Annotated in this window: 12 protein-coding genes; 7 read left to right on the top strand and 5 right to left on the bottom strand. The window is 73.8% G+C overall.

What is annotated here, in order from left to right; all coding sequences use genetic code 11:
* Positions 1–19: 19 nt before the first annotated feature.
* Positions 20–736 carry a hydrogen peroxide-dependent heme synthase gene (gene hemQ, locus SCA03_RS28895; protein ID WP_030879186.1) on the bottom strand — a complete coding sequence of 239 codons (717 nt, stop codon included), beginning with the start codon at positions 734–736 and terminating at the stop codon, positions 20–22.
* Between the two features lie 18 nt (positions 737–754).
* Entirely contained in the window at positions 755–2,209 is a 1,455-nt protein-coding gene (hemG, locus tag SCA03_RS28890) for a protoporphyrinogen oxidase (RefSeq protein WP_086818085.1), read from the bottom strand.
* Between the two features lie 182 nt (positions 2,210–2,391).
* Between hemG and SCA03_RS28885 the strand changes: the two genes are divergently transcribed.
* Positions 2,392–3,786, top strand: coding sequence for an FAD-dependent oxidoreductase (locus SCA03_RS28885; RefSeq protein ID WP_030879189.1), 1,395 nt, complete (start codon positions 2,392–2,394; stop codon positions 3,784–3,786).
* A 24-nt stretch (positions 3,787–3,810) separates the two neighbouring features.
* On the opposite strand, the gene hemE is transcribed toward SCA03_RS28885, so the two are convergent.
* Positions 3,811–4,899, bottom strand: coding sequence for a uroporphyrinogen decarboxylase (gene hemE, locus SCA03_RS28880; RefSeq protein ID WP_086818086.1), 1,089 nt, complete (start codon positions 4,897–4,899; stop codon positions 3,811–3,813).
* Positions 4,900–4,973: 74 nt separating this feature from the next.
* Here hemE and SCA03_RS28875 point away from each other — a divergent pair, with 74 nt between their 5' ends.
* From SCA03_RS28875 to SCA03_RS28850, 6 genes are all read left to right on the top strand, one after another.
* A complete protein-coding gene (locus SCA03_RS28875) occupies positions 4,974–5,645 on the top strand; it encodes a DUF3000 domain-containing protein (protein ID WP_030879193.1) in 672 nt (223 codons plus the stop codon).
* A gap of 639 nt (positions 5,646–6,284) precedes the next feature.
* Complete coding sequence (locus SCA03_RS28870; RefSeq protein ID WP_030879195.1) at positions 6,285–6,962, top strand: response regulator transcription factor; 678 nt, start codon at positions 6,285–6,287, stop codon at positions 6,960–6,962.
* 99 nt (positions 6,963–7,061) lie between these two features.
* Positions 7,062–8,324, top strand: coding sequence for an HRDC domain-containing protein (locus SCA03_RS28865; protein WP_086818355.1), 1,263 nt, complete (start codon positions 7,062–7,064; stop codon positions 8,322–8,324).
* A 283-nt stretch (positions 8,325–8,607) separates the two neighbouring features.
* Positions 8,608–9,825 (top strand): thiolase family protein, encoded by a 1,218-nt coding sequence (locus tag SCA03_RS28860; protein WP_030879201.1) that lies wholly within the window; start codon positions 8,608–8,610, stop codon positions 9,823–9,825.
* A complete protein-coding gene (locus SCA03_RS28855; RefSeq protein ID WP_141275738.1) occupies positions 9,822–11,951 on the top strand; it encodes a 3-hydroxyacyl-CoA dehydrogenase NAD-binding domain-containing protein in 2,130 nt (709 codons plus the stop codon). The genes SCA03_RS28860 and SCA03_RS28855 overlap by 4 nt, the downstream gene beginning before the upstream one ends.
* Positions 11,952–12,094: 143 nt before the next feature.
* Entirely contained in the window at positions 12,095–13,447 is a 1,353-nt protein-coding gene (locus tag SCA03_RS28850; RefSeq protein ID WP_141275737.1) for a hypothetical protein, read from the top strand.
* Between the two features lie 98 nt (positions 13,448–13,545).
* Here the strand turns inward: SCA03_RS28850 and SCA03_RS28845 are convergent, their stop codons facing one another.
* Positions 13,546–14,841 carry a M20 metallopeptidase family protein gene (locus tag SCA03_RS28845; RefSeq protein ID WP_086815170.1) on the bottom strand — a complete coding sequence of 432 codons (1,296 nt, stop codon included), beginning with the start codon at positions 14,839–14,841 and terminating at the stop codon, positions 13,546–13,548.
* Positions 14,841–16,295 (bottom strand): MFS transporter, encoded by a 1,455-nt coding sequence (locus SCA03_RS28840; RefSeq protein ID WP_086815171.1) that lies wholly within the window; start codon positions 16,293–16,295, stop codon positions 14,841–14,843. The genes SCA03_RS28845 and SCA03_RS28840 overlap by 1 nt, the downstream gene beginning before the upstream one ends.
* Between the last annotated feature and the right edge of the window lie 50 nt (positions 16,296–16,345).

The raw sequence follows: 16,345 nt of genomic DNA, 5'->3' as shown, positions 1-16,345 counted from the left end.
GCCGCCCTGCGGCGAGCGCTCAGGCCAGCCCGGCGACCAGTTCGCCGACCGGCTTGCGGCGGCCGGTGAAGAAGGGGATCTCCTCGCGCACATGCATCCGCGCCTCGGAGCCGCGCAGGTGCCGCATGAGGTCGACGATCCGGTACAGCTCGTCGGCCTCGAAGGCGAGGATCCACTCGTAGTCGCCCAGCGAGAACGCGGGGACGGTGTTGGCCCGCACGTCGGGGAAGCCGCGGGCCATCTTGCCGTGGTCGGCGAGCATCCGGCGGCGGTCCTCGTCCGGCAGCAGGTACCAGTCGTAGGAGCGCACGAACGGGTAGACGCTCACATAGGCGCGCGGCTCCTCGTCGGCGAGGAAGGCCGGGATGTGCGACTTGTTGAACTCGGCGGGGCGGTGCAGCGCCATGTTAGACCACACCGGCTCCAGCGCCCGGCCCAGCGCGGTGCGGCGGAACCGGTTGTAGGCGTCCTGGAGCGCGTCGGACTCCTCGGCGTGCCACCAGATCATGAGGTCGGCGTCGGCCCGCAGCCCGGAGACGTCGTAGGTGCCGCGGACGACGACGTCCTTCCCGGCGAGCTGCTCGAACAGCTCCTCGACCTCCTGCGCGTACCCGGCGCGCTCCTGCGGCAGGACGTCCCGGAGCCGGAAGACCGACCACAGCGTGTAGCGGATGACCTCGTTGAGGTCCTTGGCCTTCTTGCCCGCGTGGGGCGCCTTCTGCGGTACGTCACTCATGGCTCTTCCTCAGACCTCTCACTCGCTCCTGTCCCCCGCCTGCGCGAGGGAAGCTCCCGTCAGGACCCGCTCGGCGGCCCGCCGCCCGTCCGCCACACAGGCCGGCACACCGACGCCCTGGTACGCGGCGCCCGCCACGGCCAGCCCCGGCTCGGCCTCGACGGCGTCCCGGATCCGCGCGACCCGGTCGAGATGGCCGACCGGGTACTGGGGCAGCCCGCCGTCCCAGCGGGTGACGACCGCGTCGACGGGGCGGGCCGTGAGCCCCGTGGCGGCCTCCAGATCGCGCAGCGACAGCTCGACCAGCCCGGCGTCGTCCCTCCGCAGCGCCTCCGTCTCGCCGTGCCGGCCCAGCGAGGTGCGCAGCACGAACAGCGACGGGTCCTGGGCGGCGACCCACGCCCACTTGTGCGTGGAGAAGGTGGACGCCTTGATCGAGCGCCCGTCGACGGGCGGCACCAGGAAGCCGCTGCCGTCGGGCAGCCGGCCCGTCTCGTCCCTGCGGAAGGCGAGGGTCACCAGGGCCATGGAGGCGTACTCGATCCGGTCGAGTTCCGCCGAGGCCGCCGGCACCTGCCCGGCCAGCAGCCGCGCGGCGGGCCCGGCGGGCACGGCCACCACCACGGCGTCGGTCTCCAGCACCTCGTCGTCGGTGACGACGCGCCAGGCCGGGCCCGGCCCGCCGGTCCCGCGCAGCACCCCGCGCGCGGGCGTACCGAGCCGGATGTCCGCGCCGGCCGCCGTGCACCACGCCGCCACCGCGCCCGGCAGCCGCCCGATGCCGCCGTCGATGCCGAGGAAGACGGGGCCCTGCGGCCCGGCGTCGCGCTGTGCGGCGGCCGTGCGCTCCTGGAGGGCGCGCACCCCGGCCAGCAGCGACCGTTCCGTGCGGGCCACCTCGTACAGCTGCGGGACGGCCGCCCGCATCGAGATCCGGTAGGCGTCACCCGCGTACACCCCGCCGAGCAGCGGCTCCACGAGCCGGTCGACGACCTCGCGGCCGAGGCGTTCGGCGACGTAGGCGCCCACGGCGACATCATCGGTCCCGCCGGCGCCGTCCGTACCGCCGCCGATCTCCGTGCGCGGCAGCCGGCCGTCCTCGGAGATCCGGGCCAGCCCCTCCGGCGAGATCACCCCGGCCAGCGCCGAGGGATCGCCGGGTACGCCCATCACATGGCCCTTGGGCATGGGCCGCACACTGCCGCGGGTCCACAGCGCCCCGCCGGCGACGGCCGGCGGCTGGAGCGCGTCGCCGAGCCCGACGGCCCGCGCCAGCTCGACCGCCTCGGGGCGCCGCGCGAGCATCGACTCGGCGCCCAGGTCGACGGTGACGGCGCCCGCGACGCTGCCGGTGTGCAGCTTGCCGCCGAGCCGCCGGCCGGCCTCCAGCAGCGTGACCCGCGCACCGCTCTCCAGCAGGTGGTGGGCCGCGGACAGGCCGGAGATCCCGCCCCCGATGACAGTTGCGTGCATGGCAGCCAGTCTCCCAGAGCGCCGCCCGCACACGTCCCGCACCCCGGGCGAAGGAGCCGCCCGGCCCACCGGAAGGGGCCGTTGGTCCCGGGCGTCTCGTAGCGTGAGCCGCGGCGGCGGAGGAACACGACGGCCGCGCGGGATGTCGACGGCGGCGAAGGGAGCTTCGGGTGACGGAGCGGATGGTGATCGTCGGGGGCGATGCGGCGGGGATGTCGGCCGCGTCGCAGGCCAGGCGGATCAGGAACCCGGACGAGCTGGAGATCGTGGCCTTCGAGCGGGGCCACTTCACCTCGTACTCGGCCTGCGGCATCCCCTACTGGGTGGGCGGCCGGGTCGAGGGGCCCGACGGGCTGATCGCCCGCAGCCCCGAGGAGCACCGCAGGCGCGGAATCGATCTGCGCATGCGTACCGAGGTGACCGAGCTGGATCCCGGCCGGCAGCGGGTCCGGATCGTCGAGCGGGAGCACGGGGAGCAGGCCCGCTGGGTCGACTACGACCATCTCGTCCTGGCCACCGGCGCCCGTCCGGTCCGCCCGCGGCTGCCCGGTATCGACGCCGAGGGCGTGTACGGCGTGCAGACGCTGGACGACGGCCAGGCGCTGATCGACGCGCTGGAGAGCGGCGAGCACGGGCGGGACGGCACCCGCAGGGCCGTCGTCGTGGGCGCCGGCTACATCGGTGTGGAGATGGCGGAGGCGCTCGTGGAGCGCGGCTACCGGGTGACGGTCGTCGACCGCGGCCCGCAGCCGATGTCGACGCTCGACCCCGACATGGGCGCCCTGGTGTACGAGGCCATGTGCGGCATGGGCATCGAGACGGTGCGCGGCGCCGCCGTCACCGGGATCCTCACCGACGAGGCCGGCCGGGCCCGCGGCGTCAGCACGGGGGACGCCGAGTACCCGGCCGATGTGGTGGTGCTGGGCCTGGGGGTGCGCCCGGAGACGGAGCTGGCGCGGCGGGCCGGGCTGCCGCTGGGCCCGTCCGGCGGTCTGCTGACGGATCTGGCCATGCGGGTGCGCGGGCAGGAGAACATCTGGGCGGGCGGCGACTGCGTCGAGGTCCTCAACCTGGTCTCCGGACGGACCCAGCATGTGGCGCTGGGCACGCACGCCAACAAGCACGGCCAGGTGATCGGCACCAATGTGGCGGGCGATCCGGAGGGCGCTGCCACGTTCCCCGGCGTCGTCGGCACGGCCGTCAGCAAGGTGTGCGACCTGGAGATCGCCCGCACGGGGCTGCTGGAGCGTCAGGCGCGGGCGGTGGGCCTCCAGTTCGAGACGGTCCTGATCGAGTCGACGACCCGGGCCGGCTACTACCCGGGCACCCGTCCCATGCACGTGAAGATGCTCGCCGAGCGCCGCTCGGGCCGGCTGCTCGGCGCCCAGATCGTCGGCCGGGAGAACGCGGGCAAGCGGGTCGACATCGCCGCCGTCGCGCTGCACGCGGGCATGACCGTCGAACAGATGACGGCCCTGGACCTCGGCTACGCGCCGCCGTTCTCCCCGGTGTGGGACCCGATCCTGGTCGCGGCCCGCAAGGCCGCCGCCGCGGTACGCGAGGCCCGCGGCGGCTGACGGCCCGGCGGCGGGCCGGGCGGCTCAGCGCGCGCTGCGCTCGTGGACGTAGGAGACCAGATCGGTGAGCGCCTGCGGATCGGTGGCCGGCAGCACGCCGTGCCCGAGGTTGAAGATGTGCCCCTCCAGCCCGCGGGCCGACTCCAGCACCCGGTCGGCCTGCCGCTGGACGGCCTCGCGCGGCGCGAAGAGCACGGCGGGGTCGAGGTTGCCCTGGAGCGCCGTCCCGGGCCCGACCCGCCGTGCCGCCTCGTCCAGCGGCACCCGCCAGTCGACGCCCACGACATCGGCGCCCGCCTGTCCGAGCAGCCCCAGCAGCTCGCCGGTGCCGACCCCGAAGTGGATCCGCGGCACCCCGTACCCGGCGACGGCCTCGAACACCTTCCGCGAGGCCGGCAGCACGCTGCGCCGGTAGTCCTCGGGCGCGAGCGCGCCCACCCAGGAGTCGAAGAGCTGCACGGCGCTCGCCCCGGCCTCGATCTGCACCTTGAGGAAGGCCGCCGTGATGTCCGCGAGCCTGTCCAGCAGCCGCGCCCACAGCTCGGGCTCGCCGTACATCAGCGCCTTGGTGCGCTCGTGGTTCTTCGACGGCCCGCCCTCGACGAGATAGCTGGCCAGCGTGAACGGCGCCCCCGCGAAGCCGATCAGCGGCGTGCTGCCCAACTCGTCCACCAGCAGCCGCACGGCCTCGGTCACATACCCGACGTCGTCCGGCTCCAGCGGCCGCAGCCGCTCCAGATCGGCGGCGCCGCGCACCGGCTCGTCGACGACGGGGCCCACGCCGGGCTTGATGTCCAGCCCGATGCCGAGGGCCTTGAGGGGCACGACGATGTCGCTGAAGTAGATGGCGGCGTCCACGTTGTGCCGCCGCACCGGCTGCATCGTGATCTCGGCGACGAGATCCGGCCGCATGCACGAGTCCAGCATCCCGATGCCCTCGCGCACCTTGCGGTACTCGGGCAGCGAACGCCCGGCCTGCCGCATGAACCACACCGGCGTGTGCGACACCGGCTCACGGCGGCACGCGCGCAGGAAGGTCGAGTCCTTGACATCGCCGGACGGGACTTCCCTGTGCGGCGTCGGCTGGCCCGTGGGGCGGTCGTTTCCACTCACACACGGAAGTCTCCCACGGCCGAACGGGGTGTCCCTACCGGGCTGAAGGATGGCCTCCGCCTACTCTTCCGCCCATGGCAGCGGCTCGGACGGCGAAGGCGGGAGGCACCGGAGGAGTGGACGGCACGGAGGGGACGAGCGGCAGCGGCGGCGGGGGCGGCGATTCCTTTCCGGTCCCGTTCCGGCTGGCCGTCACCGCACTGAGCGAGTTCCAGCCACGCCCCCAGATCCGGATCTCCCCACTGCCCCCGCCACGCCGCCTCGCGCCGTACGCCTTCGCCCTGGAGGCCGCCGTCACCGCGCCCGAGGACGCCGGCCAGGAGCTGGCCGACGGGCGCTTCGTCCTGCTGCACGATCCGGAGGGCCAGGACTCCTGGAAGGGCACGTTCCGGGTGGTGACCCTCGGCAGGGCGGAGCTGGAACCGGAGATCGCCGGCGACCCGCTGCTCCCGGAGGTGACCTGGTCCTGGCTGACCGGGGCGCTGGAGTCCCGGGGCGCCGGGTACACGGAGCCCAGCGGCACGGTCACCCGCTCCAGTTCGGCGTTCTTCGGCGGGCTCGCGAACCGGCAGCCGGAGGAACTCCTGGAGTTCCGCGCGAGCTGGTCCCCGGAGGGCGAGACCCCCGACGCGGCAGCGCATCTGGCCGCCTGGTGCGAACTCCTCTGCCAGTGCGCCGGATTGCCGCCGGAAACCGGCGACCAGGGTTCCGTCGTACAGCTCCCGCAGCGCCGCGGACCGCATTAGCCATTCGCGACGACCCCCGGCCCGCTTCTCCGAACTTCTCCGGGCTTCTCCCGGCTTCCCCCGCCTTCTTCCCGCCACTTCCGGCTTCTTGCGCACCGCGCCACCACCCGGCGCGGTGCGGTTCCGTTTCGGTGGCCATCTTCCGCCCGCCCGCCCCCTCTTCCACGCGCGCCGACGGACCTTCCACCGCCCTTCCGGCCCCCCTTCCACCGGCCTTCCACCAGCCTTCCGCCCAGCCCTTCCACCGACCTTCCACCGGCCTTCCCCGAGCGTCGGCCGTCCGGGCCCGTTCCCCGGTAATTCCCGCGGCCGCCTTCCCATTTCCGGGTCGTACTCGGTCGCACCGCCACGTGCGGCCCGGCGCCACCCGGCCCGTGCCGCCCGGCCCCTGCACGGCGCGCCCACGCTTGGCGCACTGTCTCCGTGTAGACAAAGACACCGTGTAGACAAAGGAATTTCCCGTGGCGGCATTTGCCGGGAGCATCTGGGAAAAACCAAAACCCGCGGAATCCGGGTCATCAATCCGTGATCTTTCCCTAAAGACACCGGAGTCGACTGCCGAAGGAGTCTGTGACCCTTCTGCACGGAATACCCGACACGTTCGGCTCCGTCCCCAGCCCACTCCTCACAGGAGGCCCGGTGTCTGTTCTTCTTGAGCACCCCACAAGCCTGGTCGCCTACCGCCCGAACAAGCCGACGGCCATGGTGGTCGTGGCCGACCCCCGCGTCCGCTCGACCGTGACCCGACATCTGTGGGCTCTCGGCGTCCGGGACGTGATCGAGGCGTCGTCGATCGCGGAGGCCCGTCCCCGAGTCGCCAACCCCCGCGACATCTGCGTCGCGGATGTCCACCTCCCCGACGGCTCCGGGCTGAGCCTGCTGTCGGAGACGCGTGCCGCGGGCTGGCCCAACGGACTGGCCCTGTCGGCGGCCGACGACATCGGAGCGGTACGCAACGCACTCGCCGGCGGCGTCAAGGGATACGTCGTCACCGGCACCAGGACCAACCTCGGCGGCGCGATGCCCACCCGGCACGGCGCCGCCCCGATCGGTGCGGCGGCGGCCCGGCTGCACCGGCGCCCCGGCGGCGGCCCCGGCGGTCCGGGGCACCCCGGCGGCTACCGGGAGCTGTCCGGCCGGGAGGTCGAGGTGCTGCGGCTGGTGGCCGAGGGCCAGTCGAACAAGGCGATCGGCGTCTCCATGGGCCTGTCGGCGCTGACCGTGAAGAGCCACCTGGCCCGCATCGCCCGCAAGCTGGGTACCGGAGACCGCGCCGGCATGGTCGCGGTCGCGCTGCGCACCGGCATCATCCACTGACCGGGCGGGCCGCACGCGCCCGCCGAAACCGAGCGCCCGCCGGGGTAACGTTCCGTCGGCGGGCGCTTTGCAGTGCGTGCACATGGATACCCTTGACTGGTGACCGACGCCCAAGAGACCGCATCAGCACAGGCAGCTCAGGCCCCCCGTCCCGAATCCGGTCCGGCGCCGGTCCCGCTGCTGGAGCCACGCGAGGGCATCCCACCCGTCACCGTCACCGGAGACGGTCTGGCCCGGGTCACCGCGGCGTTCGCGGAGGCGACGGGTCCGGTGGCGGTGGACGCCGAGCGGGCCTCCGGCTACCGCTACGGTCAGCGGGCCTATCTGGTGCAGCTGCGCCGCGAAGGCGCCGGCACCGCGCTGATCGATCCGGTCGCCTGCCCCGATCTCACCGCGCTGGACGCCGCGCTCGCGCAGAGCGAGTGGGTGCTGCACGCGGCCACCCAGGATCTGCCGTGTCTCCGTGAGATAGGTATGCGCCCCGCGCGGCTGTTCGACACCGAGCTGGCCGGTCGGCTGGCCGGGTTCCCCCGGGTCGGGCTGGGCGCCATGGTGGAGAACGTCCTCGGCTACGCCCTGGAGAAGGGGCACTCCGCCGTCGACTGGTCCACCAGACCGCTTCCCGAGCCGTGGCTGCGGTACGCGGCGCTGGACGTGGAACTGCTGGTGGATCTGCGCGACGCGCTGGAGGAGGAGCTGGCCGGGCAGGGCAAGCTGGAGTGGGCGCGGGAGGAGTTCGCCGCGATCGTCGCCGCTCCCCCGCCGCCCCCGCGCAAGGACCCGTGGCGGCGCACGTCGGGCATGCACAAGGTGCGCAGACGGCGGCAGATGGCCGTGGTGCGGGAGTTGTGGCAGACGCGGGACGCGGTGGCCAGGAAGCGGGACGTCTCTCCGGGGAAGGTGCTCTCGGACGCGGCGATCGTCGAGGCGGCGCTGGCGTCCCCGGCGAACGCGCGGGCGCTCGCGGCGCTCCCCGGGTTCGGCCACCGGATGGGACGGCGGCAGCTGGAGCAGTGGCAGGCGGCCGTCGAGCGGGCGCGGGCGCTGCCGGAGTCGGAGCTGCCGCAGCAGAGCCAGGCTCCGGCCGGTCCGCCGCCGCCGCGCTCGTGGGCGGACAAGGACCCGGACGCGGCGGCCCGGCTCACGGCGGCGCGTGCCGCGGTGACGCAGCACGCGGAGGAGTTGAACCTTCCGCAGGAGAATCTGCTGACGCCGGACACGGTGCGGCGGCTGTGCTGGGAGCCGCCGGCCGAGGTGACGCGGGAGACGGTCGGCGAGGCGCTGCGGCGGATGGGCGCCCGCGAGTGGCAGATCGGGCAGACCGCGGAGCTGCTGCGCGCGGCGCTCTCCGTCTCCGCCTGACGGGGCTGCGTCCGTTGCGGGGGCGGGGCCGTCCCCGTCGTCCGCCGGGCCGTGCCGGACGGGAGCGGGGGTGCGGGGCCGGCCCGGGTGAAGCGCCCCGGCCCCGCGGGGTGTTCGGGCCGGGGAGCCGGCGGGCGGGGTCTTCGGGGGAGCCCCGGGCAGGGGTGTTCGGCGCCGCGGGATGTGACGTGTGCTTCTGATCCGGGGCGGGCCTTGCCAGGTGGTTACCCACAAGTAGCATGGGGTCCGACCGACCCCCGGCCGCACCTGGAGGAGAGCCAACGTGCCTCGTACCGCAAGGGATGTCGTCTTCGTCGACGGCGTTCGCACACCGTTCGGCAAGGCGGGCCCCAAGGGCATCTATCACGAGACGCGCGCCGACGACATGGTCGTCAAGTGCATCCGTGAGCTGCTGCGCCGCAATCCCGACCTGCCTGTGGAGCGCGTCGACGAGGTCGCCGTCGCCGCGACGACGCAGATCGGCGACCAGGGGCTGACCCTGGGCCGTACCGCCGGGATCCTCGCCGGCCTGCCGAAGACCGTGCCCGGCTACTCCATCGACCGGATGTGCGCGGGTGCGATGACGGCCGTGACGACGACCGCCGGCTCCATCGCGTTCGGCGCCTACGACGTGGTCGTGGCCGGCGGGGTCGAGCACATGGGGCGCCACCCGATGGGCGAGGGCGTGGACCCCAACCCGCGGTTCGTCTCGGAGAAGCTGGTCGACGAGTCCGCGATGTTCATGGGGATGACCGCGGAGAACCTGCACGACCGCTTCCCGCACCTGACCAAGGAGCGCGCCGACGCCTACGCCGTGCGCAGCCAGGAGAAGGCGGCCAAGGCGTACGCGAACGAGCGGATCCAGCCGGACCTGGTGCCGGTCTCGGTGCGGCGCACCTCGCCCGAGGGCGGGGAGACCGGCTGGGGGCTGGCGACCGCCGACGAGCCGATGCGGCCGGGCACCACGCTGGAGGGGCTGGCCGGGCTGAAGACGCCGTTCCGGGCGCACGGCCGGGTCACGCCGGGCAACTCCGCGGGGCTGAACGACGGTGCGACGGCCTCGCTGCTCGCCGGTGAGGACGTGGCGCGGGAGCTGGGGCTGCCGGTGCGGATGCGGCTGGTCTCGTTCGCGTTCGCCGGTGTCGAGCCCGAGGTGATGGGCGTCGGGCCGGTGCCGGCCACGGAGAAGGCGCTGGCCAAGGCCGGGCTCTCGATGGACGACATCGGGCTGCTGGAGATCAACGAGGCGTTCGCCGTCCAGGTGCTGGCGCTGCTCGACCACTACGGCATCGCCGACGACGACCCGCGCGTCAACCAGTACGGCGGGGCGATCGCCTTCGGTCACCCGCTGGCCTCCTCCGGTGTGCGGCTGATGACCCAGCTCGCCCGGCAGTTCGAGGAGCAGCCGCACGTGCGCTACGGGCTGACCACCATGTGCGTCGGCTTCGGCATGGGCGGGACCGTCATCTGGGAGAACCCCCACTGGGAGGGCAACAAGTGACTAGCAAGACCGCCGAGCTGCTGAAGGGCGCGGCCGAGCTGTTCCCGGACGAGGTCGTCACGCAGGCGCACGTGCGCCATCTCGATCTGCCGTCCGGCGCGGGGAAGTTCGCGCTGATCACCCTGGACAACGGGCTGGACCACACCAAGCCCACCACCTTCGGGCCGGCCTCGCTGGCCAACCTGGACGCCGCCATCGACCAGGTCGAGAAGGAGGCGGCGGACGGCGAGATCAAGGGCGTCGGCATCACCGGCAAGCCGTTCATCTTCGCCGTGGGCGCCGACCTCAAGGGCGTCGGGCAGCTGACCCGGCACGAGGACGCGCTGGCCATCGGGCGCGGTGGGCACGACGTGTTCAAGCGGCTGTCCGCGCTGGCCGTGCCGACGTTCGCGTACTACAACGGCGCGGCCATGGGCGGCGGTGTCGAGGTGGGGCTGCACTGCACCTACCGCACCGTCTCGGCCGCGCTGCCGGCCTTCTCGCTGCCGGAGGTCTTCCTCGGGCTGGTCCCCGGCTGGGGCGGCTGTGCGCTGCTGCCGAACCTGATCGGTGCCGACCGTGCGGTGAGCGTGATCATCGAGAACTCGCTCAACCAGAACCGGCAGCTGAAGGGCAAGCAGGTCTACGAACTCGGCATCGCCGACGCGCTGTTCGAGGGCGCGGACTTCCTGGAGGAGTCGCTGCGCTGGACCTCGGCCGTGCTGCGCGGCGAGGTCGAGGTCACCCGGGCCGAGGTCGACCGGGGCGAGGGCTGGGACGCGGCCGTCGCACGCGGCAAGGAGATCGCCGACAGCAAGGTGCACGGCGCCGCACCGGCTCCCTACCGGGCGCTGGACATCATCGCGCAGGCGAAGAACGGCGACCTGCGGCAGGGCTTCGAGGCGGAGGACTCCGCGCTCGCCGACCTGATCATGAGCGGTGAACTGCGCAGCGGGCTCTACGCGTTCGACCTGGTGCAGAAGCGGGCCAAGCGTCCTGCGGGTGCGCCGTCGAAGGAGCTGGCCCGTCCGGTCACCAAGGTCGGTGTCGTCGGCGCGGGTCTGATGGCCTCGCAGCTCGGGCTGCTGTTCGCGCGGCGCCTGGAGGTGCCGGTCGTGCTGACCGACATCGATCAGGAGCGGGTCGACAAGGGCGTGGCCTACTGCCACGAGGAGATCGACAAGCTGCTGCTCAAGGGCCGGGTGAACCAGGACAAGGCCAACCGGCTCAAGGGCCTGGTGACGGGCTCGCTGGACAAGGCCGCCTCCTTCGCCGACGCGGACTTCGTCATCGAGGCCGTGTTCGAGGAGATGGGCGTCAAGCAGAAGGTGTTCGCCGAGGTCGAGGCGGTCGTGCCGGAGCACGCCGTGCTCGCCACCAACACCTCCTCGCTGTCCGTCTCCGAGATGGCCTCGCAGCTCAAGCACCCCGAGCGGGTCGTCGGCTTCCACTTCTTCAACCCCGTCGCCGTCCTGCCGCTGCTGGAGATCGTCCGGGGCGAGAAGACCGACGACGCCTCGCTGGCCACGGCGTTCGCCGTCGCCAAGAAGCTGAAGAAGTCGGCCGTGCTGGTCAAGGACGCGCCGGCGTTCGTCGTCAACCGGGTGCTGACCCGGTTCCTGGGCGAGGTGCTGGCCTCCATCGACGAGGGCACACCCGTGGAGGTGGCCGACCGCGCGCTGGGGCCACTGGGGCTGCCGATGTCGCCGATCGTGCTGCTGGAGCTGGTCGGCCCGGCCGTCGCGCACCACGTCTCGCAGACGCTCAACGCGGCCTTCCCGGACCGGTTCGCCGTCTCGGCCAACCTCGGCCGGGTCGTCGGGGCCGGCAAGCGGAATCTGTACGTGCCGGGCACGCTGGAGATCGACCCCGCCGTCGCCGCGCTCTTCGAGACCGGGGACACGCAGCTGACCGAGGAGCAGGTGCGCGAGCGGGCGCTGAACGCCATCGCCGAGGAGATCCGCCTCATGCTCGACGAGGGCGTCGTCGCCGAGGCGCAGGACATCGACCTGTGCCTGATCACCGGCGCCGGCTGGCCCTTCCACCTGGGCGGGATCACCCCGTACCTGGACCGCGAGGGCGTCAGCGAGCGCGTCACGGGACGCCGCTTCCTGGAGCCGGGCACCGCGAGCGTCCCGGCCGCCTGACGGGGCGTCACCGTCCTTGTGCGCAGCCCCTGTTCGCCCTCGACGGGCGGACAGGGGCGCGGTGGTCCCGGGCGGGTTCCGGCTCCTCCGGGCCGCACGGGGGCGGTCCGCGTCCTGCGGCCGGTGGATGCGATCATCCCCGCATGACGGACGGCAGCCTCTCCCCACTCCCCTACGACGACCCGGACTTCTGGGGCTTCTGGTACTTCGACGAGTTCTGCGAGTACAAGGAGTACGGCAGCGGCAGCGCCGAGGCGTTCGACGAGGCCCGGGAAGCGGCGGAGGGCGCGGGTCCGCGGGGCGGCGCCGGTGACGACCGCGTCGTCTACGACGCCGGGGGCGGCCGGGCCGTGCTGGTGGAGGCCGGGCCGTTCGAACTCACCCTGAGCCTGCTGGACCCCGGCTCCGCAGAGCCGCTCCAGCTCGGCTGGGACGACCAGGCGCACCCGACCCCGTACGGGCTGCACTGGCGGGAGGCCGATGTGCTGTGCCGGGCCGCCGCGCTGGCCGATCCCCGCGCCGCGTATCCCGGGCCCCACCTCGCGCTGCTCAGCCGTTTCGCGCCGGTGTGCGACGAGGCGGACGCCGCGACGGCGCTGCCGCTGCTGCGCGAGGCGTTCGCCGGGCTGCCCGGCCTCGACGCGTACCAGCGCCTCGTCTACGCGAGCCTGGCGGACCTGCGCGCCTCCGGCATCCGGTGGGTCCGGGACGAGGACACCGGCCACCGGTACCCGGACGAGTGGTTCCCGGACGAGGACGAGAGCGGGGACGGGGACGGCCGCGGGGCCGGGGGCGGGGCCGGGGAGGCCGCCGTGGGCCTTCCGTACGCGCACGACCCGGACCGGGAGCACTTCCCCTCCGGAAGCCTGGGCTCCCTGCGCTCACCGGAGTATCCGGACTTCCCCTTCGACGCCCTCGCGGGAACCGTCGAGCAGGCCCGGCTGCGGTGCGCCGAGACCGCCCGGCAGCCCTGGGCGGCGGCGGAGGCGGTACGCGCCGCCGCACACGCCTTCGGCCGCGACGGGACGGCGGCCCGGCGCGCCGAGCTGCGCGCCGCGGTGCGGGACCGGGGCTGCACGGACGCGGCCGTGCTGGACGCGCTGGCTCCCGAGGCCGGCACCCTGCGGGCACTGGTGATGACCGAGCTGCTGCTGGGCGTCGAGCCCGGCGTCCTCCTGCGCGCGCACACCGGCCCGGCGCCGCGCCCGCTGCGGTCGTACGGCGCGCGGCTCGTCCTGCCGGCGCAGCAGCGCGGCGGACCGCCGCTCGCGGCGCTCAACGAGCGCCTCCGACGGGCCGGTTCGGGCGGAGTCACCCACGGCCCGGCCCGTTACCACCTGCCCGACGGGACCTGGCGGGAGGAGATCGATCTGCGGCTGCTCGACGACTGGCGGACGGGGATCGAGCAGGCACGCGCGGTCGTCCGGGAGTGCGGTACGCACGCGGAGGTCACCGTCCGCCGCCGGGGCGAGGCGCTCACGCTGCACCTGCCCTGAACACACGCCGGGCCCTCCACCCGCGCACACCCGCACTCTGCGGGCACCACCCCGCACTCTCGGCACCCGCACCTTCCGGGCACTCCCCGGCACACCTGTCAGGCGCGGGCCAGCCTCCGCAGGGCCATACGTGCCAGGACGGCGGCGCCGACCGGGAGGGCGCCGTCGTCGAACACGGCCTGGCTCGAGTGGTTGAACGGGGCGTCCTCGGGCCGGACTTCGGGCGGGCAGGCGCTGAGCTGGAACTGGACGCCGGGCACGGCGTCCAGCACGCGGGAGAAGTCCTCGGAGACCATCAGCGGATCCCGCGAGATCCGGAACGCGCCCTCCCCGTACAGCTCCGTGACGGTCTCCCGGGCCAGTTCGACGGCCTCGGCCGCGTGCACCATCGCCGGGTACTGCTCGTCGGCGCGCACCTCGGCCCGCACCCCGTGGCCCGCCGCGATGCCCTCGCACAGGGCGGTGGCCCGGCGCAGATAGTCGCGGATGCCCTCGGTGCTGGTGCAGCGGACGGTGGCGCCGAACGAGGCGTCCTCGGGGATGATGTTGGGCTTGGTGCCCGCCCGGACGAGACCGACCGTGAGGACGAGGGGCTCGAAGGCCGGCACGGCGCGGGTCACCAGCGTCTGGAGCGCGGTGATCATCTCGGCCATGGCCGGCACCGGGTCGGCGGCCTGGTGCGGGGTGGAGCCGTGGCCGCCCACGCCCCGTACGGTGACGTGCAGTTCGGCGTTGGCGACCGTCTGCGTGCCCACGCGGGTGTGCACGCCACCGAGCCGGTCGACGCCGTTGCCGTTGGACGAGACGTGCAACGCGTAGGCCGCGACGGGGCGTTCGCCCGCCGCCTCCAGCACGCCCTCCTCGATCATCGCCGCCGCGCCGTCGTACCCCTCCTCGCCCGGCTGGAACATGAAGACGACGGAGCCGGACAGCTCCTCCCTGCGGGCGCTCAGCAGCCGGGCCGCGCCCACCAGCGCGGCCGTGTGCAGATCGTGCCCGCAGGCGTGCATGACGCCCTCGAAGCGGGAGGCGTAGGGGACGTCCGCCTCCTCCGTGAGCGGCAGCGCGTCCATGTCGGCGCGCAGCAGGACGGCCGGGCCGGGGTGTGCGCCGCGCAGCACGGCGGTCACCGAGCCGATGTTCTTGCCGGTGGTGACCGTCAGCGGCAGGCCCTCCAGCGCCGCCAGCACCTTCTCCCGGGTCCGCGGGAGTTCGAGGCCGAGTTCGGGCTCGGCGTGCAACGCGTGCCGCAGCTCGGCCAGTTCGGGTGCCAGGGCCTCGGCCTCGGCACGCAGCCGGGCAGCGGCGTCACCGGCGGATCCGGCGTCAGCGGCTGCATCGGCGTCGCTCGCGTCACCGGCGGTTCGGGCGGCTTCGGCGGCGGGGCGTGTCATCAGTGCTTCTTCTCCTCGACGGTGGTTCCGCCGCGCGCCACGAACAGGGCGAGCAGCGCGGCGACGACCCCGGCGGCAGCACAGCAGCCCCACACCAGGTGGTAGGCGGTGGCCGCCGGGATGTCCGTGCCCGCGAGCACCATGTTGCCGAGGACGACGGCGAACACGCCGCCCGCCAGCCCCCCGGCCAGGGTGCGCACGGTGTTGTAGAGGCCCGCGGCGATACCCGTCTGGTCCTCGGGAGCGTTCTCCGCGACGAGCGAGGGCAGGCCGCCGGACAGCAGCCCGTTGCCGAACCCGCCCACGGCGATGGCGAGTACGAAGAACGTCAGATCGGAGTCGTGCACGACGACGGCCCCGTACCCGAGTGCCAGGACCACCGCGCCCAGGGCGACCGAGCCGCGCAGCCCCAGCCGGCGGGCGATCCGGGTGTGCAGCTGGGCGCCGACGACGGCGGTGAGGGTCTGCGGCAGGGTGGCCCACGCGATGCCCGAGGCGCTCAGTCCGAAGCCGTAGCCGTGCGAGGACTCCGTCCCCAGGAAGGTCGAGTTGGGCGACTGCGAGCCGAACAGGGCGATCGCGTACATCATCGACGCCAGAATCACCGGCCAGATGCGCAGCGACGCCAGGGCCCGCAGATCGATGGCCGGCTCCGGGGTGCGCAGCTCCCACCAGCCCCAGACGCCCAGCACGAGGGCCGCCAGCAGCAGCGGCAGCCACACCCGCGTCGCGCCCCAGCCGACGGTGGCGACCTGGGAGAGCGGGAACTGGAGCAGCAGCAGACCCGCCGCCAGCCCCACGAACCCGGGCCCGTCCAGGCGGCGGGCCGCCCGCACCACGGACTCCGGGATCAGCCGGAAGGTGACCACGAGACAGGCCAGCGTGAGCACCGCCGGGAGCAGCAGCGTCAGCCGGACGTCGCCGGTGAGGCCCTGCACCCAGCCGCCGAGCACGCTGCCCAGCGCGAAACCGGCCAGCATGCAGCCGATGAGCAGCCCGATGGCCCGGCGTGCGCCCTCGCCCCGGATCCGGTCGTGGACGATGGCGATCTCCAGCGGCAGCCACGCCGACAGCGGGCCCATCAGGAACCGTCCGGCGAGCACCACCGGCATCGACGGCGCCAGCGCGATCAGGACCGCGCCGGCCAGGGTGACGGCCACGGCGATGCGCAGCAGTCTTCGGTGCCCGTACATGTCGCCGAGCTTGGTCAGCACCGGCACGGCGACCGCCGCTGACAGCAGCTGCATACTCACCACCCAGCCGACCGCGCCGGCCGAGGTGCCGTGCAGCGAGCCCAGCTCGGGCAGCAGCGGCGGCAGGAAGCCCTGGTGGATACCGCTGATCAGCTCGACGAAGGCCATGAAGCCGACGGCGCCGTACGCACCGCGCAGCGAGCTGCGCTGCGGGCCGTCGGCCGGCGCCGGGGCGTCGGCGGGGGCGACGGGGAGACTCATCGTGGCGGCTCTCCTGTGCTGCTGGGCCGTTGCGCCCGGCGATCCCCGGG

Origin of the sequence: Streptomyces cacaoi, from assembly GCF_006539165.1 — a bacterium.
In the GTDB taxonomy this organism is placed as follows: Bacteria; Actinomycetota; Actinomycetes; order Streptomycetales; family Streptomycetaceae; genus Streptomyces; species Streptomyces cacaoi.
The sequence above is the reverse complement of the archived record's forward strand: the minus strand, read 5'-3'. Positions and strand labels throughout refer to the sequence as shown.